18 protein-coding genes and 1 pseudogene are annotated in these 22215 nt (G+C 58.4%); 18 read left to right on the plus strand and 1 reads right to left on the minus strand.

Annotation, left to right across the window (positions count from 1 at the left end):
- Positions 1 to 99 precede the first annotated feature (99 nt).
- Positions 100 to 321: pseudogene (locus tag ACQR3R_RS12665) on the plus strand (cold shock domain-containing protein); the annotation flags it as partial.
- A 123-nt stretch (positions 322 to 444) separates the two neighbouring features.
- On the opposite strand, the gene icd reads toward ACQR3R_RS12665, so the two are convergent.
- Positions 445 to 1701, minus strand: a complete 1257-nt coding sequence (gene icd, locus ACQR3R_RS12670; RefSeq protein ID WP_428272543.1) for an NADP-dependent isocitrate dehydrogenase — start codon at positions 1699 to 1701, stop codon at positions 445 to 447.
- On the opposite strand from icd, the gene ACQR3R_RS12675 reads away from it, so the two are divergent.
- The 17 genes from ACQR3R_RS12675 (at position 1700) to nuoH (ending at position 22214) form a co-directional block, all read left to right on the plus strand.
- Entirely contained in the window at positions 1700 to 1927 is a 228-nt protein-coding gene (locus ACQR3R_RS12675) for a hypothetical protein (protein WP_428272544.1), read from the plus strand. The genes icd and ACQR3R_RS12675 overlap by 2 nt on opposite strands.
- Positions 1928 to 2205: 278 nt before the next feature.
- Entirely contained in the window at positions 2206 to 4431 is a 2226-nt protein-coding gene (locus ACQR3R_RS12680; RefSeq protein WP_428272545.1) for an NADP-dependent isocitrate dehydrogenase, read from the plus strand.
- Positions 4432 to 4648: 217 nt separating this feature from the next.
- The gene (locus ACQR3R_RS12685; RefSeq protein ID WP_428272547.1) at positions 4649 to 5095 is read left to right on the plus strand and encodes an NUDIX domain-containing protein; all 447 of its coding nucleotides are present in this window, start codon (positions 4649 to 4651) and stop codon (positions 5093 to 5095) included.
- 59 nt (positions 5096 to 5154) lie between these two features.
- Positions 5155 to 6300, plus strand: a complete 1146-nt coding sequence (mnmA, locus tag ACQR3R_RS12690) for a tRNA 2-thiouridine(34) synthase MnmA (protein WP_428272548.1) — start codon at positions 5155 to 5157, stop codon at positions 6298 to 6300.
- Positions 6297 to 6920, plus strand: a complete 624-nt coding sequence (gene hflD, locus ACQR3R_RS12695; RefSeq protein WP_428272549.1) for a high frequency lysogenization protein HflD — start codon at positions 6297 to 6299, stop codon at positions 6918 to 6920. The genes mnmA and hflD overlap by 4 nt, the downstream gene beginning before the upstream one ends.
- A gap of 126 nt (positions 6921 to 7046) precedes the next feature.
- On the plus strand, positions 7047 to 8417 hold the full coding sequence (gene purB / locus ACQR3R_RS12700; RefSeq protein ID WP_428272550.1) for an adenylosuccinate lyase: 1371 nt from the start codon (positions 7047 to 7049) through the stop codon (positions 8415 to 8417).
- 86 nt (positions 8418 to 8503) lie between these two features.
- On the plus strand, positions 8504 to 9673 hold the full coding sequence (locus ACQR3R_RS12705; RefSeq protein ID WP_428272551.1) for a JmjC domain-containing protein: 1170 nt from the start codon (positions 8504 to 8506) through the stop codon (positions 9671 to 9673).
- Positions 9666 to 10091 (plus strand): GNAT family N-acetyltransferase, encoded by a 426-nt coding sequence (locus ACQR3R_RS12710; protein WP_017339601.1) that lies wholly within the window; start codon positions 9666 to 9668, stop codon positions 10089 to 10091. Before ACQR3R_RS12705 ends, ACQR3R_RS12710 begins: the two co-directional genes overlap by 8 nt.
- Positions 10092 to 10357: 266 nt before the next feature.
- Positions 10358 to 11119: a secretin N-terminal domain-containing protein gene (locus ACQR3R_RS12715; RefSeq protein ID WP_428272552.1), complete on the plus strand. Its 762-nt coding sequence runs from the start codon at positions 10358 to 10360 to the stop codon at positions 11117 to 11119.
- Positions 11120 to 11595: 476 nt separating this feature from the next.
- Entirely contained in the window at positions 11596 to 12921 is a 1326-nt protein-coding gene (gene aceA / locus ACQR3R_RS12720) for an isocitrate lyase (RefSeq protein WP_428272553.1), read from the plus strand.
- 629 nt (positions 12922 to 13550) lie between these two features.
- The gene (locus ACQR3R_RS12725) at positions 13551 to 13964 is read left to right on the plus strand and encodes an NADH-quinone oxidoreductase subunit A (RefSeq protein ID WP_027616013.1); all 414 of its coding nucleotides are present in this window, start codon (positions 13551 to 13553) and stop codon (positions 13962 to 13964) included.
- Between the two features lie 10 nt (positions 13965 to 13974).
- On the plus strand, positions 13975 to 14649 hold the full coding sequence (locus ACQR3R_RS12730; RefSeq protein WP_008146035.1) for a NuoB/complex I 20 kDa subunit family protein: 675 nt from the start codon (positions 13975 to 13977) through the stop codon (positions 14647 to 14649).
- A gap of 72 nt (positions 14650 to 14721) precedes the next feature.
- A complete protein-coding gene (gene nuoC, locus ACQR3R_RS12735) occupies positions 14722 to 16506 on the plus strand; it encodes an NADH-quinone oxidoreductase subunit C/D (RefSeq protein ID WP_428272554.1) in 1785 nt (594 codons plus the stop codon).
- A 2-nt stretch (positions 16507 to 16508) separates the two neighbouring features.
- The gene (gene nuoE / locus ACQR3R_RS12740) at positions 16509 to 17006 is read left to right on the plus strand and encodes an NADH-quinone oxidoreductase subunit NuoE (protein WP_008020715.1); all 498 of its coding nucleotides are present in this window, start codon (positions 16509 to 16511) and stop codon (positions 17004 to 17006) included.
- On the plus strand, positions 17003 to 18358 hold the full coding sequence (gene nuoF, locus ACQR3R_RS12745) for an NADH-quinone oxidoreductase subunit NuoF (protein ID WP_428272555.1): 1356 nt from the start codon (positions 17003 to 17005) through the stop codon (positions 18356 to 18358). The genes nuoE and nuoF overlap by 4 nt, the downstream gene beginning before the upstream one ends.
- A gap of 137 nt (positions 18359 to 18495) precedes the next feature.
- On the plus strand, positions 18496 to 21210 hold the full coding sequence (gene nuoG, locus ACQR3R_RS12750) for an NADH-quinone oxidoreductase subunit NuoG (protein ID WP_428272557.1): 2715 nt from the start codon (positions 18496 to 18498) through the stop codon (positions 21208 to 21210).
- Complete coding sequence (gene nuoH / locus ACQR3R_RS12755; RefSeq protein WP_428272558.1) at positions 21207 to 22214, plus strand: NADH-quinone oxidoreductase subunit NuoH; 1008 nt, start codon at positions 21207 to 21209, stop codon at positions 22212 to 22214. Before nuoG ends, nuoH begins: the two co-directional genes overlap by 4 nt.
- The last annotated feature ends 1 nt before the right edge of the window (position 22215 follow it).

Genomic DNA, 22215 nt, shown 5'->3' on the forward strand with positions numbered 1-22215 from the left:
GTAAAAAAGGTCCGCGGAGTCAATCTTATTTATGAGATTCGACTGCGGATGTACTGGATGATACTCCAGTGATGGAGTCTGTTGCAGAGGGATATGGGTATGTCAGTCGGTAAGGTGAAATGGTTCAACAATGCCAAGGGGTTTGGTTTTATCAACACCGAAGCCCGCGAAGGTCGCGACGAGGACGGTCATCTTATTGATTTCTTTGCTCACTACTCCGCCATTGAAATGGAGGGCTATAAAACCCTCAAGGCTGGACAGGCTGTAAGCTTCGACATTGTGCAGGGCCCAAAGGGGCTTCATGCAGTCAAGATTGCAGCGCCGGAATCCACGCATGGGACGGTTGTTGACGTATCGACCCAAGAAGAGAAAGTGTCCGGCTGAAGCTAAAAACATCCAGTCATTAAAAAACCGCCCGAAGGCGGTTTTTTTGTATCTGCCCGCTTACATGTGCGAAATCAGCGCATCGCCGAAGCCGGAAGAAGACACCAACTTGGCGCCATCCATCAGACGTTCGAAATCATAGGTAACAGTTTTGGCGGAAATCGCGCCGTTGGTGCCCTTGATGATCAGGTCGGCCGCTTCGGTCCAGCCCATGTGACGCAGCATCATTTCTGCAGACAAAATCAGCGAACCCGGGTTGACCTGGTCCTTGCCGGCGTATTTCGGCGCAGTACCGTGGGTGGCCTCGAACATCGCGATGGTGTCGGACAGGTTCGCACCCGGTGCGATACCAATACCGCCCACTTCGGCCGCCAGGGCGTCGGAGAGGTAGTCGCCGTTGAGGTTCAGGGTCGCGATCACATCGTACTCGGCCGGGCGCAGCAGGATCTGCTGGAGCATGGCGTCGGCGATGGCGTCCTTGACGATGACATTCTTGCCGGTTTTCGGGTTTTTGAACTGCATCCACGGGCCACCATCGAGCAAGGTCGCGCCGAACTCTTCAGCCGCCACTTCGTAAGCCCACTCTTTGAAGGCACCTTCGGTGAACTTCATGATGTTGCCTTTATGCACGATGGTCAGCGAGTCGCGGTCGTTGTCGACCACGTATTGCAAGGCCTTGCGCGCCAGACGTTTGGTGCCCTGCAAGGAAACCGGCTTGACGCCGATGCCGCAGTTCTCGTCGAAACGGATCTTGGTAACGCCCATTTCTTCTTTAAGGAACTTGATGACTTTGGTCGCTTCCGGCGAACCTGCTTTCCACTCGATACCGGCGTAGATGTCTTCCGAGTTCTCGCGGAAAATGGTCATGTCGACGTCGCCAGGCTTCTTGACCGGGCTCGGCACGCCTTCAAACCAGCGCACCGGGCGCAGGCACACATAAAGGTCGAGTTGTTGGCGCAGGGCCACGTTCAGGGAGCGGATGCCACCACCGACCGGCGTGGTCAGAGGGCCCTTGATGGAAACCACGTAATCCTTCACCGCGTCCAGGGTTTCCTGAGGTAGCCAGGTGTCCTGATCGTAAACCTGAGTCGCTTTCTCCCCGGCGTAGACTTCCATCCAGGAAATTTTGCGATCGCCGCCGTAAGCCTTCTTAACAGCAGCATCGACAACCTTGATCATGACCGGGCTGATATCAACACCAATACCATCACCTTCAATGAAGGGGATGATCGGGTTGTTAGGAACATTGAGAGAATGGTCCGCGTTGACGGTAATTTTTTCGCCAACGGCTGGAACCTGAATCTTCTTGTATCCCATGCTGAACTCCATTGTTTGGATTGAACATCTGGCTTCGTTCGAGCGTACCCCAGTTAAATCGGCGCGCAAACCCTATGTTCTGCTCATCTGCTGCAAAGCCGCGCAGTTCATGTTCTACAAGATTGAAAGCAAAGGGAAAAGCGCCAATCTCGAGCACAGCCAGCGACTTTACGCCGCGCACAGCCCTGCGACCTTTAGACCAATGGACGATCATCGTTGTGTATGAACCATCGGCAGATTGCCAGCTACCTATGTATAATGCCGCCGCTGACCACAGAGTCACGACGGCCGACCGCTCTGCCACTGCACTGTAGCCGAGACATGAGCCCGAAAAGCAGGACTGCTACCAGCAGCCCACCCGCTTGACGCTCGACTGATGCACCCAACATCACCGCGCAAAAATCTCGACATTCGGCTCATGGATGACTTTGAACGAACGCGCTTACCCTGCGCCCCTCGAGTTTCTGCGCATGCTTTAGCATAGAAGAGAGAGTTAATCCGAATATGCCCACCCGCTCGAAGATCATCTATACCTTCACCGACGAAGCCCCAGCCCTCGCCACCTATTCACTGTTGCCTATCGTAGAGGCCTTCACCGCCTCCGCTGATATCGCCGTGGAAACCCGCGATATCTCTCTTGCAGGGCGCATTCTGGCCAGCTTCCCCGAGCAATTGGGTGAAAAAGCCGTAGCCGACCACCTCGCCGAACTGGGCGACCTGGCCGTTACGCCTGAAGCCAACATCATCAAGTTGCCGAACATCAGTGCCTCGGTACCGCAATTGCAGGCCGCGATCAAAGAGTTGCAAGCCCAGGGCTTCGCACTGCCGGACTACCCGGAAACCGTGACCAGCGATGCAGACAAAGAAGCCAAGTCGCGTTACGACAAAATCAAGGGCAGTGCCGTAAACCCGGTGCTGCGCGAAGGCAACTCCGACCGCCGCGCCCCACTGTCGGTCAAGAACTACGCGCGCAAGCACCCGCACAAAATGGGCGCCTGGGCTGCAGACTCCAAGTCTCACGTGGCACACATGAGCACCGGTGATTTCTACGGCAGCGAGAAAGCTGCCCTGATCGACGCCGCAGACGCTGTCAAAATCGAATTGATCGCTCAAGACGGCACCACCACCGTCCTGAAAGAAAAAACCACCGTGCAAGCCGGTGAGATCCTCGATTGCGCAGTCCTGAGCAAAAAAGCGCTGCGCAGTTTCATCGCTGCCGAGATCGAAGACGCAAAAGCCAAGGGCGTGCTGCTGTCGGTTCACCTGAAAGCCACCATGATGAAGGTCTCCGACCCGATCATGTTCGGCCAGATTGTTGCCGAGTTCTATAAAGACGCATTGGCCAAGCACGCTGACGTGCTGGCTCAGATCGGCTTCAACCTGAACAACGGCATCGGCGATTTGTACGCTCGGATCAAGGCGTTGCCTGCCGATCAACAAGCGCAAATCGAAGCGGACATCCAGGCGGTCTATGCCGCTCGTCCTTCGTTGGCCATGGTCAACTCCGACAAAGGCATCACCAACCTGCACGTGCCGAGCGACGTTATCGTCGACGCCTCGATGCCGGCAATGATCCGTGACTCCGGCAAGATGTGGGGCACCGACGGCCAGTTGCACGACACCAAGGCTGTGATCCCGGATCGCTGCTACGCCACCATTTACCAGGCAGTGATCGAAGACTGCAAGGCCAACGGCGCTTTCGATCCGACCACCATGGGCAGCGTACCTAACGTTGGCCTGATGGCTAAAAAAGCCGAAGAGTACGGCTCGCACGACAAGACCTTCCAGATCAAGACCAATGGCGTGGTTCGGGTGACCGACAGCGCGGGTCGCACCCTGCTGGAACAGTCGGTTGAAGCCGGCGATATTTTCCGCATGTGCCAGACCAAAGACGCGCCGATCCAGGACTGGGTCAAACTGGCCGTCAACCGTGCCCGCGCAAGCAGCACCCCGGCGATTTTCTGGCTGGACCCTATGCGCGCTCACGATGGCGTAGTGATCGAGAAAGTTCAGGCTTACCTGAAGGATCACGACACCAGCGGCCTGGACATCCGCATCATGTCGCCTGTCGACGCGATGGCTTTCACCTTGGGTCGTACTCGCGAAGGCAAGGACACCATCTCGGTGACTGGCAACGTACTGCGCGACTACCTGACCGACCTGTTCCCGATCATGGAACTGGGCACCAGCGCCAAGATGCTGTCGATCGTGCCGCTGATGAATGGCGGCGGTTTGTTCGAAACCGGCGCTGGCGGTTCGGCACCGAAGCACGTCCAACAGCTGCTGGAAGAGAACTTCTTGCGCTGGGATTCCTTGGGCGAATTCCTGGCCCTGGCCGCCTCCCTCGAGCATCTGGGTGTGACTTACAACAACCCTAAAGCGCTGGTATTGGCCAAGACTCTGGACCAGGCCACCGGCCAGTTCCTGGACAACAACAAGTCGCCATCGCGCAAAGTCGGCAACATCGACAACCGCGGCAGCCACTTCTACCTGGCGCTGTACTGGGCTCAGGCTCTGGCTGCCCAGACTGAAGACACTGCACTGCAAGCGCAGTTTGGTGAGCTGGCCAAGAACCTGACCGAGAACGAAGCAACCATCGTTGCCGAGCTTAATGCCGTTCAGGGCAAGCCAGTGGACATCGGCGGTTACTACCACGCCAATGCCGACTTGATCAGCAAGGCCATGCGCCCAAGCAACACCTTCAACGCCGCGATTGCTGCGCTGGTTTAAGGTTGTAAGGATGCAAAGAAGCCCCGGCCCAGTGCCGGGGTTTCTATTTGTAGATGCCACACAGATTTATCTGCAGAAACCGAATCCATTGTGGGAGCGAGCCTGCTCGCGATAGCGGATTATCATTCAACATTGATATTGACTGATCTACCGATATCGCGAGCAAGCTCGCTCCCACAGGGTCCGTGTTTCACTATTCAGAATTCGAGGAAGCTTTATGGACTGGAAACCCCACATCACCGTCGCCACCATCGTCGAAGACAACGGCCGTTTCCTGATGGTCGAAGAATCAAAGGGCGGACGAGCGGTGCTTAACCAGCCTGCCGGGCACCTGGACCCAAACGAAACCCTGATCGAGGCCGCCGTACGCGAAACCCTCGAAGAAACTGGCTGGGATGTCGAGCCAACGGGCGTGGTGGGCATTTACCTCTATACCGCCCCCAGCAATGGCGTCACCTATCAACGGGTTTGCTTCACCGCAAAACCGCTTAAACATCACCCGGACTATCAGCTGGACGACGGCATCCTCGGCGCCAAGTGGCTGACCCGTGACGAATTAATGCAACAACGTGCAAACTGGCGCAGCGAGTTGATCATTCGCTGCATCGATGATTATCTGGCAGGCAATCACTTCGGTCTCGAACTGATCCGCCCTTCTCTTTAGCCTTGTGGCCTTGGGCCTGCTAGAATCGCGTCCTTTTTCAAGACACTCGTTGAATCCCTATGCGTGATCCAGCCCCTTCTGACACACAAAAGAAGCGCGTCATTGTCGGCATGTCCGGCGGCGTGGACTCCTCCGTTTCCGCTCTCCTGCTGATCGAGCAGGGCTATGAGGTGGAAGGCCTGTTCATGAAGAACTGGGAAGAAGACGATGGAACGGAATACTGCACCGCCATGGACGACCTGGCGGACGCCCAAGCTGTTTGCGACAAGATTGGCATCAAGCTGCACACCGCCAACTTCGCAGCCGAGTACTGGGACAACGTGTTCGAGCACTTCCTGGCCGAATACAAGGCCGGTCGCACCCCAAACCCGGACATCCTCTGCAACCGCGAAATCAAGTTCAAGGCGTTCCTCGACTACGCCATGATGCTCGGCGCCGACCTGATCGCTACCGGCCATTACGTGCGTCGCCGCGACATCGACGGCCGTACCGAACTGCTCAAGGGCCTGGACCCGAACAAGGACCAGAGCTACTTCCTGCACGCTGTAGGGGGCGAACAGATCGCCAAGACACTGTTCCCGGTCGGCGAACTGGAAAAACCCGAAGTTCGCGCGATTGCTGAAAAACACGACCTGGCCACCGCGAAGAAAAAGGATTCCACCGGCATCTGCTTCATCGGCGAACGCCGCTTCAGCGACTTTCTCAAGCAGTACCTGCCTGCCCAGCCGGGCGAGATCAAGACCACCGAAGGTGAAGTCATCGGCCGCCACCATGGCTTGATGTACCACACCATCGGCCAGCGTCAGGGCTTGGGCATCGGCGGCCTGAAAGATGCCGGCGACGAGCCTTGGTATGTGCTGATCAAAGACCTGGAGCACAACGAGCTGATCGTTGGCCAGGGCAATGACCATCCTTATCTGTTTTCTCGGGCCCTGCTGGCTTCGGACATCTATTGGGTTAATCCGGTGGATTTGACCGAGCCGCGCAAACTGACCGCTAAAGTGCGATACCGCCAAAGCGACCAGCCCTGTACCTTGGAAAAAACCGCCAGCGGTTACCGCGCGACCTTCGACGACCCGCAACGCGCGGTCACCCCGGGCCAATCGGTGGTGTTTTACGACGGCGAAATCTGCCTCGGCGGCGGCGTGATAGAAGTGGCGGAACCGTGGACCAGCAAAGGCACTTCAACAGGCCAGCCACAATGAGCCCGACTCAGGAACAACTGACGGCGCTGGGGGGTGTATTCCTCGCCGCCGTATTGGTCGACAAGATCGCCAAGACCGGCCAGACCACCGAAGCAGGCCTGACCTGCATGCTCGGCAGCCTGTTGATTCGCGACCCCAAGGACACGCTGGAAGTGTACGGAGGCGACGACATCAATTTGCGCGAAGGTTATCGCGCATTGATCGGCGCCCTGGAACGCGACCCGAACACCCTCCAACGCGAGCCACTGCGTTACGCGCTGGCGATGCTGGGCCTGGAACGTCAATTGGCCAAGCGCGGCGAGATGCTGGAAGTGATCGGCAAACGCTTGCCGCAGATTCAGTCGCAGGTTGAACACTTTGGCCCAAGCCACGAAAACGTGATTGCGGCTTGCGGTGCGCTGTATCAAGACACCTTGAGTACCTTGCGCCAGCGAATTCAGGTTCACGGCGACATGCGCAACCTGCAGCAACCAAGCAACGCCTCGAAAATTCGCGCGCTGTTGCTGGCCGGAATTCGTTCGGCGCGGTTGTGGCGCCAGTTGGGTGGTCATCGCTGGCAACTGGTGATCAGCCGTCGCAAGTTATTGAAAGAGCTTTATCCGCTGATGCGCAGCAGCTGAACCGCGCCTGCAAGACTTTTTGTAATCTGTAACGCGTAATACGCTGGTCAGTTGGCAACGGACCCGCGAATTTTTTCATGTATGATACGCGCCCCATTTCGTTGCCCGACTGTCCGAGAACACCCCATGCAGCTTTCTTCGCTCACTGCGGTTTCCCCTGTTGACGGCCGCTACGCCGGCAAAACCCAGGCCCTGCGCCCAATTTTCAGCGAATACGGCCTGATCCGTGCTCGCGTTCTGGTTGAAGTGCGCTGGCTCCAGCGCCTGGCCGCTCACCCTGGCATCAGCGAAGTGCCGGCGTTCTCTGCCGAAGCCAACGCGGTGCTGAACACCTTGGCGGACAATTTCGCCCTGGAGCACGCCGAGCGCGTAAAAGAGATCGAGCGCACCACCAACCACGACGTAAAAGCCATCGAATACTTGCTTAAAGAGCAAGCGGCCAAGCTGCCGGAACTGGCCAAGGTCAGCGAATTCATCCACTTTGCCTGCACCAGCGAGGACATCAACAACCTGTCCCACGCCCTGATGCTGCGCGAAGGCCGTGATGATGTGATGCTGCCGCTAATGCGCCAAACTGCCGAAGCCATCCGCGAATTGGCGATCCGTTTCGCCGACGTGCCAATGCTGTCGCGCACCCATGGTCAACCGGCGTCGCCGACCACCCTGGGCAAAGAACTGGCGAACGTGGTTTACCGTCTGGAGCGTCAAATCGCCCAGGTCGCTGCCGTTCCGCTGCTGGGCAAGATCAACGGCGCTGTCGGCAACTACAACGCACACATCTCTGCCTACCCTGAAATCGACTGGGAAGAAAACGCCCGCGCCTTCATCGAAGACGAACTGGGCCTGGGCTTCAACCCTTACACCACGCAGATCGAACCGCACGACTACATTGCCGAGCTGTTCGACGCGATTGCACGCTTCAACACCATCCTGATCGACTTTGACCGTGACATCTGGGGCTACATCTCCCTGGGCTATTTCAAACAGCGCACCATCGCTGGCGAAATCGGTTCGTCAACCATGCCGCACAAGGTCAACCCGATCGACTTCGAAAACTCCGAAGGCAACCTGGGTATCGCCAACGCACTGTTCCAGCATTTGGCGAGCAAGCTGCCAATCTCCCGCTGGCAGCGCGACCTGACCGACTCCACCGTCCTGCGCAACCTCGGTGTCGGCTTCGCCCACAGCGTGATCGCGTATGAAGCCAGCCTCAAAGGCATCAGCAAACTCGAGCTGAATGCTCAGAAAATTGCAGCTGATCTGGACGCTTGCTGGGAAGTCCTGGCCGAGCCGATCCAGACCGTAATGCGCCGCTACAACATCGAAAACCCGTACGAGAAGCTGAAAGAATTGACGCGCGGCAAGGGCATCAGCCCAGAAGCGTTGCAGACTTTCATCGACGGCTTGGACATGCCTGCCGCCGCGAAAGCCGAACTGAAACTGCTGACCCCGGCGAACTACATCGGCAACGCCGTGGCACAAGCCAAGCGCATCTGATCGACCGCTGCACCCGTTTGAGACGCCCGGCAGCGCCGGGCGTTTTTATTCCCGTCTGAAAAGTGCATTTTTTCAATAGGTTACACATGAATCCTGATATTCCTCTTCAACTTCTGGGTGGCATCACGGCGCGCGAGTTCCTGCGTGATTACTGGCAGAAAAAGCCGTTGCTGATCCGCCAGGCAATTCCTGATTTCGAAAGCCCGATCGATGCCGACGAACTGGCCGGCCTGGCGCTGGAAGAAGAAGTTGAATCGCGCCTGGTGATCGAACACGGCGAGCGCCCTTGGGAATTGCGCCGCGGCCCGTTCGCCGAAGACGAATTCAGCAAGTTGCCAGAAACCGAGTGGACCCTGCTGGTTCAAGCGGTCGACCAATTTGTGCCGGAAGTCAGCGAACTGCTGGAAAACTTCCGTTTCCTGCCGAGCTGGCGTGTCGATGACGTGATGATCAGCTATGCCGCTCCCGGTGGCAGCGTCGGCCCGCACTTCGACAACTACGACGTTTTCCTGCTTCAGGGTCACGGCAAGCGCAACTGGAAAATCGGCCAGATGTGCGATTCCGAAAGCAAGCTGCTGCAACATGCAGACCTGCGCATCCTCGCCGACTTCGACGCCACTGAAGAGTGGATTCTGGAACCGGGCGACATGCTGTACCTGCCACCGCGCCTGGCCCATTGCGGTGTTGCGATCGACAACTGCATGACCTACTCGGTAGGCTTCCGCGCGCCAAGCGCCGCCGAAGTGCTGACTCACTTTACCGACTTCCTCAGCCAGTTCCTGACGGACGAAGAGCGCTACACCGATGCCGACGCCTTGCCGGCGGTAGACCCTCATCAGATCCAGCACGATGCGCTTGATCGCCTGAAGAGCTTGCTGGCCGAGCACATGAGCGACGAACGCCTGCTGCTGACCTGGTTCGGCCAGTTCATGACCGAACCACGCTACCCGGAACTGGTAGTGGGCCCGGAAGAAGTCGAAGAAGAAGACCTGCTCGCCAGCCTGGAAGAAGGCGCGGTGCTGATTCGTAATCCGAGCGCGCGCCTGGCCTGGTCCGAAGTCGATGACGACCTGCTGCTGTTCGCCAGCGGCCAGAGCCGTTACCTGCCGGGTAAATTGCGCGAGTTGTTGAAACTGATCTGCGCCGCAGACGCCCTGCACACCGACAACCTCGGCGACTGGCTGAGCGACGAAGACGGCCGCGGCCTGCTGTGCGAACTGGTCAAGCAAGGAAGCCTGGGGTTTGCTGATGAATAAAATCCACGTTCGTGTCGCAGACTGGCAAAAGGATAACGCCGAGATCCGGCGCATTCGTGAGACGGTGTTCATCGCCGAGCAATCCGTTCCACCAGAGTTGGAATGGGATGCTGATGACGCGACAGCGGTGCATTTTCTGGCCTTCGAAGGCGACTTTCCGATTGGCACCGCTCGCTTGCTGCCCGACGGGCATGTTGGCCGGGTATCGGTACTGAAAGACTGGCGCGGCTTGAAAGTCGGCGATGCGCTGATGCAAGCGGTGATCGGTGAAGCCGAAAAGCGTGGCTTGAAGCAGCAAATGTTGAGTGCTCAGGTACAGGCCACGGCGTTCTATGAGCGCTTGGGTTTTAGCCTGGTCAGCGAGGAGTTCCTGGAAGCAGGAATTCCACACGTGGACATGGTGCGGCACTCGGCATAACACCGAGGTGCTGCCATCGCGAGCAGGCTCGCTCCCACACTTAATCTCCCACAGGGAGGCCGGGCGGGGTTCTCCCACACTTAATCTGTGAACGACGCAGAACCAGTGTGGGAGCGAGCCTACTCGCGATGGGGCACTGAAGTACACCCCAAAACGCCCCGCCATCACCCGATGCCGGGGCGTTTTGCTGTCCGTGATTCAACTTGCACCACGCGGGGCCGACAAACTGGCAATATCAACATTTCATGTTGTCGGAGATAACGGATATGTCCCTACGCACCCTGCTCACCACGCTGCTGCTGACCTGCAGTTTTTCGGTCATGGCGGCCACCGAGATCGTGCCCCTCAACTACCACACCAGCGCCGATATGCTGCCCATGGCACAAGACTTTATCGGCAAGGACGGCCAGGTCAGCGCCTATGGCAACCAACTGATTATTAATGCGGATCAAAGCAAGATCAACGAACTTAAGGCACTTATTGCCCAACTTGATACGCAACCCAAACGCCTGCTGATCACCGTCGACACCAACGAAAACAACTTCCAGGGCGACCAGGGATATTCGGTAAACGGCGCCAAACCGAGCCAGACCCGAATCATCAACCGCAGCACCGAAAGCCGTGATGGAGGCATTCAGCAAGTTCAGGCCAGCGAGGGTGCGCCGGCACTGATTCAGGTCGGCCAAAGCGTACCGCTGACCAGCACCCAAACCGACTCCTACGGCGACCCGCGCAGCCAGACTGAATACCGCAACGTCACGCAGGGCTTCTACGTCACCGCCAGCGTTACGGGCGACATCGTTCACCTTTCCATCAGCACTAACCGTGATCGGATGAGCCAGGAACGTCCGGATGTAGTGAATGTGCAAAGCACCGACACAACTGTCACGGGACGCCTCGGCGAGTGGATCACCCTGGCCGGCGTGAATCGTCAAACCCAAGCCGACAAACAAGGCTCGACCCGCAGTTACTCTACTCAGGGCCGCGACGACATGACGCTGCGGGTGAAAGTCGACACTTTGGACTAAACCACCAAAAACTGACTGACAAGTCGTATTAGACCAAAGATGTAGTGCCTGAAAAAAAGCACTACAAAATGTTTGACGAGCCAAAAAAGCAAAGGCATGATGGCCTCGCTCCCGCTAATCAGGGGCCCTGGCAAGGGCCTTCGAGGCGATGCTCGCACCTACCCCGCGAGCCGCTTCGTGTCTGTACCGCCCACAAGGTGTGTTTGACGAGGTTGCCGACTGGAACGAAGTTGTCCCGAGGGACGGAAGCGTATTTAGGTAAACCCGGCACCACACTGAAGTTCGCACTGAGGCCCACGACGCCCGAATGCGCTCGCCAGTTCGCCCTTACCTGCTCACTTCCCCTCGAGCCCATCGTTCATCCCGTCGCCATCCCCGCTGAACCCGACCTGACCCAATAAGCTTCTGGTCAGCGAGCGCATGAATTTTCCAACCAAGAACGACTTTTCATACAAGACGCGACGAGGTTTACTCCCATGGCACTGACACGCGAACAGCAAATTGCAGCCCTCGAAAAAGACTGGGCTGAAAACCCGCGCTGGAAAGGCGTGACACGCGCTTACTCCGCTGCTGACGTCGTCCGTCTGCGTGGCTCGGTTCAACCAGAGCACACCTTTGCAAAACTGGGCGCCGAGAAGCTCTGGAACCTGGTCACCCAGGGCGCCAAGCCTTCCTTCCGTCCTGATAAAGATTTCGTCAACTGCATGGGCGCCCTGACCGGCGGCCAGGCTGTACAACAAGTAAAAGCAGGCATCCAGGCGATCTACCTGTCGGGATGGCAAGTCGCTGCGGACAACAACTCCGCCGAATCGATGTACCCAGACCAATCGCTGTACCCGGTGGATTCGGTTCCAACCGTGGTCAAGCGCATCAACAACTCGTTCCGTCGTGCTGACCAGATCCAGTGGAAAGCCGGCAAAGGCCCGGGCGACGAAGGCTACATCGACTACTTCGCACCCATCGTGGCTGACGCTGAAGCCGGTTTCGGCGGCGTACTGAACGCTTACGAACTGATGAAAAGCATGATCGAAGCAGGCGCCGCCGGCGTTCACCTCGAAGACCAACTGGCCTCCGTTAAAAAATGCGGCCACATGGGCGGCAAGGTACTGGTTCCAACTCAGGAAGCTGTACAGAAGCTGACCGCTGCTCGCCTGGCTGCTGACGTTGCCGGTACGCCGACCATCATCCTGGCCCGTACCGACGCTAACGCTGCGGACCTGTTGACTTCCGATTGCGACCCGTACGACCAGCCATTCGTGACTGGCGAACGCACCCAGGAAGGCTTCTACAAAGTACGCGCCGGCCTGGACCAAGCCATCGCTCGCGGCCTGGCTTACGCGCCGTACGCCGACCTGATCTGGTGCGAAACCGCCAAGCCAGACCTGGATGAAGCTCGTCGCTTCGCCGAAGCGATCAAAAAGGAATACCCGGACCAACTGCTGTCTTACAACTGCTCGCCTTCCTTCAACTGGAAGAAAAACCTGGACGACGCGACCATCGCCAAGTTCCAGCGCGAATTGTCCGCCATGGGTTACAAGCACCAGTTCATCACCCTGGCCGGCATTCACAACATGTGGCACAGCATGTTCAACCTGGCGCACGACTACGCCCGCAACGACATGACTGCCTACGTGAAACTGCAAGAGCAAGAGTTTGCTGACGCCTCCAAGGGTTACACCTTCGTGGCTCACCAGCAGGAAGTGGGCACCGGCTACTTCGATGACATGACCACCGTGATTCAAGGTGGCTCGTCTTCGGTAACCGCGCTGACCGGTTCGACTGAAGAAGAACAGTTCCACTGATCTGAGCAAACGACCGTTGTCGATTGATTGAAAAGCTAACCACAACGTCGCACATCTGACGCCCCGACTGGTTCGGGGCGTTTTTTTGCCTGCAATCCAACAAACACCGCAAACCCCTGTAGGAGTGAGCCTGCTCGCGATGAGGCCGGCACATTCAGCAAAGATGTCACCTGACAGACCGCTATCGCGAGCAGGCTCGCTCCCACAGGGGACAGTGGCGCCTGTAGCAAATCATTGACCCAAGCGCCATCGCGATCAGAAAAACACGGTAAAAACTCTTCGCCCGCTACTTACAGTATCCGCTATATAAGACAACTTCCTGCGCACCCGCCCATTAAACAGTTTAAAAACCAACACAAACACTATTGATTATCATTTAGCACTCACTATGTTCGTTACATTCCCTACAAAACAATATTGATGAAAAACAGCCTAATGCCCGCAACGCATGGGCTGCGACGCTGTGAAGGCTCGCCATGTCCTTATTCCATTAAATAATTTCGCTATCTGAATTTTACTTGCTGGGTGTTTAGCCATAAAATCAGCAAGATTGATTGCTGCGACATATCGTCACTGCGTTGTTACTTTTCAAGCTCAGAGACCTTTGATCTCTGTTAAGGATTACCAGCATGCCCGAAGCGACAGGACTCATGGCCCACAACTGGGGCTTTGCCATTTTCCTTCTGGGCGTTGTCGGCCTCTGCGCCTTCATGCTCGGCGTCTCCGCCCTCCTCGGGTCAAAAGCCTGGGGCCGCAGCAAAAACGAACCGTTCGAATCCGGCATGCTACCTACAGGTGGCGCCCGATTGCGGCTCTCAGCCAAATTCTATCTGGTCGCGATGCTCTTCGTGATCTTCGATATCGAAGCCCTATTTCTCTTTGCCTGGTCTGTGTCCGTCCGCGAAAGCGGCTGGACCGGATTCGTCGAAGCTCTCGTTTTCATAGCAATTCTGTTGGCAGGTCTTGTCTACCTGTTCCGAGTGGGCGCCCTTGACTGGGCTCCGGAAGCGCGGCGCAAGCGGCAGGCGAAGCTGAAACAATGAGGCTTTGGCAATGCAATACAATCTCACCAGGATCGACCCCGATGCTCCTAACGAGCAGTATCCGATTGGCGAACGGGAAACCGTTTCCGATCCGTTAGAAGATCAAGTTCACAAAAACATCTTCATGGGCAAACTCGAAGACGTGCTTAACGGCACGATCAACTGGGGGCGCAAGAACTCCCTGTGGCCGTACAACTTCGGTCTTTCGTGCTGCTACGTGGAAATGACCACCGCCTTCACGGCGCCCCACGACATCGCGCGCTTTGGCGCCGAGGTTATCCGGGCATCGCCGCGTCAGGCGGATTTCATGGTTATCGCCGGTACCTGCTTCATCAAGATGGCGCCGATCATTCAGCGTCTCTACGAGCAAATGCTCGAACCTAAATGGGTTATCTCCATGGGTTCGTGCGCCAATTCCGGTGGCATGTACGACATCTACTCAGTCGTTCAAGGGGTGGACAAGTTCCTGCCCGTGGACGTCTACGTGCCTGGCTGCCCGCCCCGTCCTGAAGCTTTTCTGCAAGGCTTGATGCTGTTGCAGGAATCGATTGGACAGGAGCGTCGTCCGCTTTCCTGGGTCGTCGGCGATCAAGGCGTATACCGCGCCGAGATGCCTTCGCAAAAAGAACAGCGCCGCGAACAGCGAATCGCAGTCACCAACCTGCGCAGCCCCGACGAAGTCTGATCCAGATCCGCTTCTTTAATAGAACGAGACACTGGCTTCATTCTTTACGTTGACCGAAAGCGATAAATAACCATGACTACAGGCAGTGCTCTGTACATCCCGCCTTATAAGGCAGACGACCAGGATGTGGTCGTCGAACTGAACAACCGTTTTGGCCCCGAGGCGTTCACCGCCCAGCCTACCCGCACCGGCATGCCGGTGCTTTGGGTTGCCCGAGCCAAACTCGTCGAAGTCCTGAGCTTCCTGCGCAACCTGCCCAAGCCGTACGTCATGCTCTATGACCTGCACGGCGTGGACGAGCGTCTGCGCACCAAGCGTCAAGGACTGCCAAGCGGCGCCGACTTCACCGTGTTCTATCACTTGATGTCGATCGAACGTAACAGCGACGTGATGATCAAGGTTGCCTTGTCCGAGAGCGACCTCAGCGTACCGACCGTTACCGGCATCTGGCCGAACGCCAACTGGTACGAGCGCGAAGTCTGGGACATGTTCGGCATCGACTTCCCCGGCCACCCGCACCTGACCCGCATCATGATGCCGCCGACCTGGGAAGGTCACCCGCTGCGCAAAGACTTCCCGGCGCGCGCCACCGAGTTCGACCCGTTCACCCTGACCCTGGCCAAGCAACAGCTTGAGGAAGAAGCTGCGCGCTTCAAGCCTGAAGACTGGGGCATGAAGCGTTCAGGTGCGAACGAGGACTACATGTTCCTCAACCTCGGCCCGAACCACCCTTCTGCTCACGGTGCCTTCCGCATCATCCTGCAGCTGGACGGTGAAGAAATCGTCGATTGCGTGCCGGACGTTGGCTACCACCACCGTGGTGCCGAGAAGATGGCCGAGCGTCAGTCATGGCACAGCTTCATCCCGTACACCGACCGTATCGACTACCTCGGCGGCGTGATGAACAACTTGCCGTACGTGCTCTCGGTCGAGAAGCTGGCCGGCATCAAGGTGCCCGAGAAGGTCGATGTCATCCGCATCATGATGGCCGAGTTCTTCCGGATCACCAGCCACCTGTTGTTCCTGGGGACTTACATCCAGGACGTCGGCGCCATGACCCCGGTGTTCTTCACGTTCACCGACCGTCAAAAGGCGTACACGGTGATCGAAGCCATTACCGGTTTCCGTCTGCACCCGGCCTGGTACCGCATCGGTGGTGTCGCTCACGACCTGCCACGCGGCTGGGAAAAACTGGTGAAAGACTTCGTCGAGTGGATGCCAAAGCGTCTGGACGAATACCAGAAAGCCGCGCTGGACAACAGCATCCTCAAAGGCCGGACCATCGGCGTTGCGGCCTATAACACCAAGGAAGCCCTGGAATGGGGCGTCACCGGTGCAGGCTTGCGTTCCACCGGTTGCGACTTTGACTTGCGTAAAGCGCGTCCGTACTCCGGCTACGAGAACTTCGAATTTGAAGTGCCGCTGGCAGCCAATGGCGATGCCTACGACCGCTGCATCGTACGCGTCGAAGAAATGCGCCAGAGCATCAAGATCATCGAGCAGTGCATGCGCAACATGCCGGAAGGCCCGTACAAGGCGGATCACCCGCTGACCACGCCGCCACCGAAAGAGCGCACCCTGCAGCACATCGAGACCCTGATCACGCACTTCCTGCAAGTTTCGTGGGGCCCGGTCATGCCGGCCAACGAATCCTTCCAGATGATCGAAGCGACCAAGGGCATCAACAGTTATTACCTGACGAGCGATGGCGGCACCATGAGCTACCGCACCCGGATTCGCACCCCAAGCTTCCCGCACTTGCAACAGATCCCTTCGGTGATCAAAGGCGAGATGGTCGCGGACTTGATTGCGTACCTGGGTAGTATCGATTTCGTTATGGCCGACGTGGACCGCTAAGCATGAACAGCACGCTTATCCAGACAGACCGTTTCACCTTGAGTGAAACCGAGCGCTCGGCCATCGAGCACGAGTTGCATCACTACGAAGACCCGCGCGCGGCGTCTATCGAAGCCCTGAAAATCGTTCAGAAGGAACGTGGCTGGGTGCCTGATGGTGCTCTGTACGCCATCGGCGAGATCCTCGGCATTCCAGCGAGCGACGTTGAAGGCGTGGCGACGTTCTATAGCCAGATCTTCCGTCAGCCAGTGGGCCGTCACATCATTCGCGTCTGCGACAGCATGGTCTGCTACATCGGCGGCCACGAGTCCGTGGTCAGCGAAATCCAGAGCAAACTTGGCATCGGCCTGGGTCAAACCACCGCCGACGGTCGTTTCACCCTGTTGCCGGTCTGCTGCCTCGGCAACTGTGACAAGGCGCCGGCGTTGATGATCGACGACGACACTTTCGGTGATGTGCAGCCTGCCGGCGTTGCCAAATTGCTCGAGGGCTACGTATGACCCTGACTTCCTTCGGCCCAGCCAACCGCATCAAGCGGTCGGCCGAGACTCACCCGCTGACCTGGCGCCTGCGTGACGACGGCGAAGCCGTGTGGCTCGACGAGTACCAGGCCAAGAACGGTTACGCCGCTGCGCGCAAAGCCTTCGCCGACATGGCCACGGACGACATCGTCCAGACCGTGAAAGACGCAGGCCTTAAAGGTCGCGGCGGTGCAGGCTTCCCCACTGGCGTTAAGTGGGGCCTGATGCCCAAAGACGAATCCATCAACATCCGCTACCTGCTGTGCAACGCGGATGAAATGGAACCCAACACCTGGAAAGACCGCATGCTGATGGAGCAACTGCCCCATCTGCTGATCGAAGGCATGCTGATCAGCGCTCGCGCGCTGAAAACCTACCGCGGCTACATCTTCCTGCGCGGCGAATACACCACCGCCGCCAAGCACCTGACCCGTGCCGTGGAAGAAGCCAAGGCAGCGGGCCTTTTGGGCAAGAACATCCTGGGCAGCGGCTTCGATTTCGAGCTGTTCGTGCACACCGGCGCCGGGCGTTACATCTGCGGTGAAGAAACCGCACTGATCAACTCCCTCGAAGGCCGCCGCGCCAACCCGCGCTCCAAGCCGCCCTTCCCAGCAGCCGTTGGCGTGTGGGGCAAGCCAACCTGCGTGAACAACGTTGAAACCCTGTGCAACGTGCCGGCGATCATTGCCGACGGCGTGGACTGGTACAAATCGTTGGCTCGCGCGGGCAGTGAAGACATGGGCACCAAGCTCATGGGCTTCTCCGGCAAGGTCAAGAACCCGGGCCTGTGGGAATTGCCATTCGGCGTCACCGGCCGTGAGTTGTTCGAAGACTACGCCGGCGGCATGCGCGATGGCTTCAAGCTCAAGGCCTGGCAGCCAGGCGGCGCCGGTACCGGTTTCCTGTTGCCGGAACATCTCGACGCACAAATGTATGCCGGCGGCATCGCCAAGGTTGGCACCCGTATGGGTACTGGCCTGGCCATGGCGGTGGACGACAGCGTCAACATGGTGTCCCTGCTGCGCAATATGGAAGAGTTCTTCTCCCGCGAATCCTGCGGTTTCTGCACGCCGTGCCGTGATGGTTTGCCGTGGAGCGTCAAGCTGCTGCGTGCCATCGAGAACGGTGAAGGGCAAGCCGGCGATATCGAGACCCTGCTGGGTCTGGTCGGTTTCCTCGGCCCGGGCAAGACCTTCTGTGCTCACGCACCGGGTGCCGTGGAACCGTTGGGCAGCGCAATCAAATACTTCCGCTCGGAGTTCGAAGCCGGCATCGCGCCTACCAGCGCCGCCGTCCCGCCTCTGGCAAGGCCGATCGTAGTCGGCGCGTAAACGCTTAAAAAAACGAAGGGTCCGTGCCCTTCGTTTTCTCGTGTGATGACGCCTTTAACGGCTGTGTTGATTCACGCGAATAACAAGATTCCATTAGCCACGCCCGCTGACACCGGGCCAACGAAGACCTTTGAACCATGGCCACTATCCACGTAGACGGCAAAGAGCTCGAAGTCGATGGGGCAGACAACCTGTTACAGGCGTGTCTGTCGCTAGGCCTCGACATCCCTTATTTCTGCTGGCACCCAGCCTTGGGCAGCGTTGGCGCTTGCCGCCAGTGCGCGGTCAAGCAGTACACCGACGAGAACGACACCCGTGGTCGCATCGTCATGTCCTGCATGACGCCTGCTACCGACGGCAGCTGGATCTCCATCGAAGACGAAGAAGCGAAAGTGTTTCGCGCCAGCGTCGTCGAATGGCTGATGACCAACCATCCTCACGACTGCCCGGTCTGTGAAGAGGGCGGCCACTGCCACCTGCAAGACATGACGGTAATGACCGGCCACAACGAGCGCCGTTACCGCTTCACCAAACGCACTCACCAGAACCAGCAACTGGGCCCGTTCATTTCCCATGAAATGAACCGCTGCATCGCTTGCTACCGCTGCGTGCGTTTCTACAAGGATTACGCCGGCGGCACCGATCTTGGTGTGTTCGGCGCCCACGACAACGTGTACTTCGGTCGCGTTGAAGATGGCGTGCTGGAAAGCGAGTTCTCCGGCAACCTCACCGAGGTCTGCCCGACCGGTGTGTTCACCGACAAGACTCACTCCGAGCGCTACAACCGCAAGTGGGACATGCAGTTCTCGCCGAGCATCTGCCATGGCTGCTCCAGCGGTTGCAACATCTCCCCGGGCGAGCGCTACGGTGAACTGCGTCGGATCGAAAACCGTTTCAACGGTTCGGTAAACCAGTACTTCCTGTGCGACCGTGGCCGTTTCGGCTACGGCTACGTCAACCGCGAAGACCGCCCACGTCAGCCATTGCTGGCCAACGGCGCCAAGCTCGGCCTCGACGAAGCACTGGATAAAGCCGCTGACCTGCTGCGCGGTCGCAACATCGTCGGTATCGGTTCGCCGCGTGCCAGCCTCGAAAGCAACTACGCGTTGCGCGAACTGGTGGGCGCCGAGCACTTCTACTCCGGTATCGAAGCGTCTGAACTGGAACGCATTCGCCTGGTGATGCAGGTGCTGAAAGACAGCCCGCTGCCGATCCCGAACATGCGCGACATCGAAGATCACGACGCCATTTTCGTCCTCGGTGAAGACCTGACCCAGACCGCTGCCCGCATGGCGCTGTCCCTGCGTCAATCGGTCAAAGGCAAAGCTGAAGACATGGCCGACGCCATGCGCGTTCAGCCTTGGCTCGACGCCGCCGTGAAGAACATCGGTCAGCACGCGCTGAACCCGCTGTTCATCGCCAGCCTGGCTGAAACCAAGCTCGACGACGTCGCAGAAGAATGTGTACACGCAGCGCCAGACGACCTGGCCCGCATCGGTTTCGCCGTGGCTCACGCCCTCGACGCCAGCGCCCCGGCCGTTGAAGGTCTGGACGCTGAAGCACTCGACCTGGCCAAACGCATCGCCGACGCCTTGCTTGCGGCCAAGCGCCCATTGATCATCGCCGGCACCTCGTTGGGTTCCAAGGCACTGATCGAAGCCGCGGCGAACATCGCCAAGGCCCTGAAGCTGCGCGAGAAGAACGGTTCCATCAGCCTGATCGTGCCTGAGGCCAACAGCCTCGGCCTGGCCATGCTCGGTGGCAACTCGGTCGACGAAGCACTGCAAGCCGTGATCGACGGTAAGGCCGACGCCATCGTCGTGCTGGAAAACGATCTGTACACCCGCACCGACAAAGCCAAGGTCGATGCTGCCCTGACAGCCGCGAAAGTGGTAATCGTTGCTGACCATCAGAAAACCGCTACCAGCGATCGCGCGCACCTGGTTCTGCCAGCCGCCAGCTTCGCTGAAGGCGACGGTACGCTGGTCAGCCAGGAAGGTCGCGCCCAGCGCTTCTTCCAGGTCTTCGATCCGAAATACCTGGACGCAAGCATCCTGGTTCACGAGGGCTGGCGCTGGCTGCATGCCCTGCGCGCAACCCTGCTGAACCAGCCGATCGACTGGACCCAACTGGACCACGTCACTGCTGCCGTGGCATCGAGTACGCCGCAACTGGCGCGCATCGTTGATGCTGCACCGTCTGCCGCGTTCCGCATCAAAGGCTTGAAACTGGCTCGCGAACCGCTGCGTTACTCCGGTCGTACCGCTATGCGCGCTGACATCAGCGTGCACGAACCGCGTACTTCGCAGGACATCGACACCGCGTTCTCGTTCTCGATGGAAGGTTATTCGGGTTCGGTTGAACCGCGTCAGCAAGTGCCATTCGCCTGGTCTCCGGGCTGGAACTCGCCGCAAGCCTGGAACAAGTTCCAGGATGAAGTCGGTGGTCACATCCGCGCTGGCGACCCGGGCACCCGCCTGATCGAAAGCACCGGTGACTCGCTGAACTGGTTCGCCAGTGTTCCGCGCGCGTTCAACCCTGCGCCGGGTACCTGGCAAGTCGTGCCGTTCTTCCACTTGCTGGGCAGCGAAGAAAACTCTTCCAAAGCCGCGCCGGTTCAAGAACGCATTCCCGCCGCTTACGTCGCCCTGGCCAAATCCGAAGCCGACCGTCTGGGTGTCAACGAAGGCGCCCTGCTCAGCTTGAACGTTGCGGGCCAGACCTTGCGTCTGCCGCTGCGCATCAATGAAGAGCTGGGCGCTGGCCTGGTCGCTTTGCCTGCGGGCATTGCCGGTATTCCGCCAGCCATTTTCGGCAAATCCGTTGACGGTCTGCAGGAGGCAGCTCAATGACCTGGTTCACGCCTGAAGTGATCGACGTGATCATCGCGGTGGTCAAGGCCATCGTGATTCTGCTCGCCGTGGTGGTGTGTGGTGCTCTACTGAGCTGGGTCGAGCGTCGTTTGCTCGCCCTCTGGCAGGACCGTTACGGTCCGAACCGCGTCGGCCCGTTCGGCGCGTTCCAGATCGCGGCCGACATGATCAAGATGTTCTTCAAGGAAGACTGGACGCCACCGTTCGCCGACAAGATGATCTTCACCTTGGCACCGGTCGTGGCCATGAGCGCCCTGCTGATTGCCTTCGCGATTATCCCTATCACCCCGACCTGGGGCGTGGCGGACATCAACATCGGCATCCTGTTCTTCTTCGCCATGGCCGGTCTGTCGGTGTATGCCGTGTTGTTCGCCGGTTGGGCGAGTAACAACAAGTTTGCCCTGCTGGGCAGCTTGCGGGCCTCGGCGCAAACCGTGTCGTACGAAGTGTTCATGGGCCTGTCGTTGATGGGCATCGTGATCCAGGTCGGCTCGTTCAACATGCGCGACATCGTCGAATATCAAGCCCAGAACCTGTGGTTCATCATTCCGCAGATCTTCGGTTTCCTGACCTTCTTCATCGCCGGCGTCGCCGTGACTCACCGTCACCCGTTCGACCAGCCGGAAGCGGAACAGGAACTGGCCGACGGTTACCACATTGAATACGCCGGCATGAAATGGGGCATGTTCTTCGTCGGTGAGTACATCGGCATTGTGTTGATTTCGGCGCTGCTGGTGACGTTGTTCTTCGGTGGCTGGCACGGTCCGTTCGGCATTCTGCCGCAGATCCCGTTCATCTGGTTCGCGCTGAAAACCGCGTTCTTCATCATGATCTTCATTCTGTTGCGCGCCTCGATTCCGCGCCCACGTTATGACCAAGTGATGGATTTCAGCTGGAAGTTCTGCCTGCCGCTGACCCTCGTCAACATGCTGGTGACCGCTGCGATCGTGTTGCTTAACACGCCCGCCGTCGCGGCTCAGTGAG

Origin of the sequence: Gordonia sp. IEGM753 (assembly GCF_050321825.1) — a bacterium.
GTDB lineage: Bacteria > Pseudomonadota > Gammaproteobacteria > Pseudomonadales > Pseudomonadaceae > Aquipseudomonas.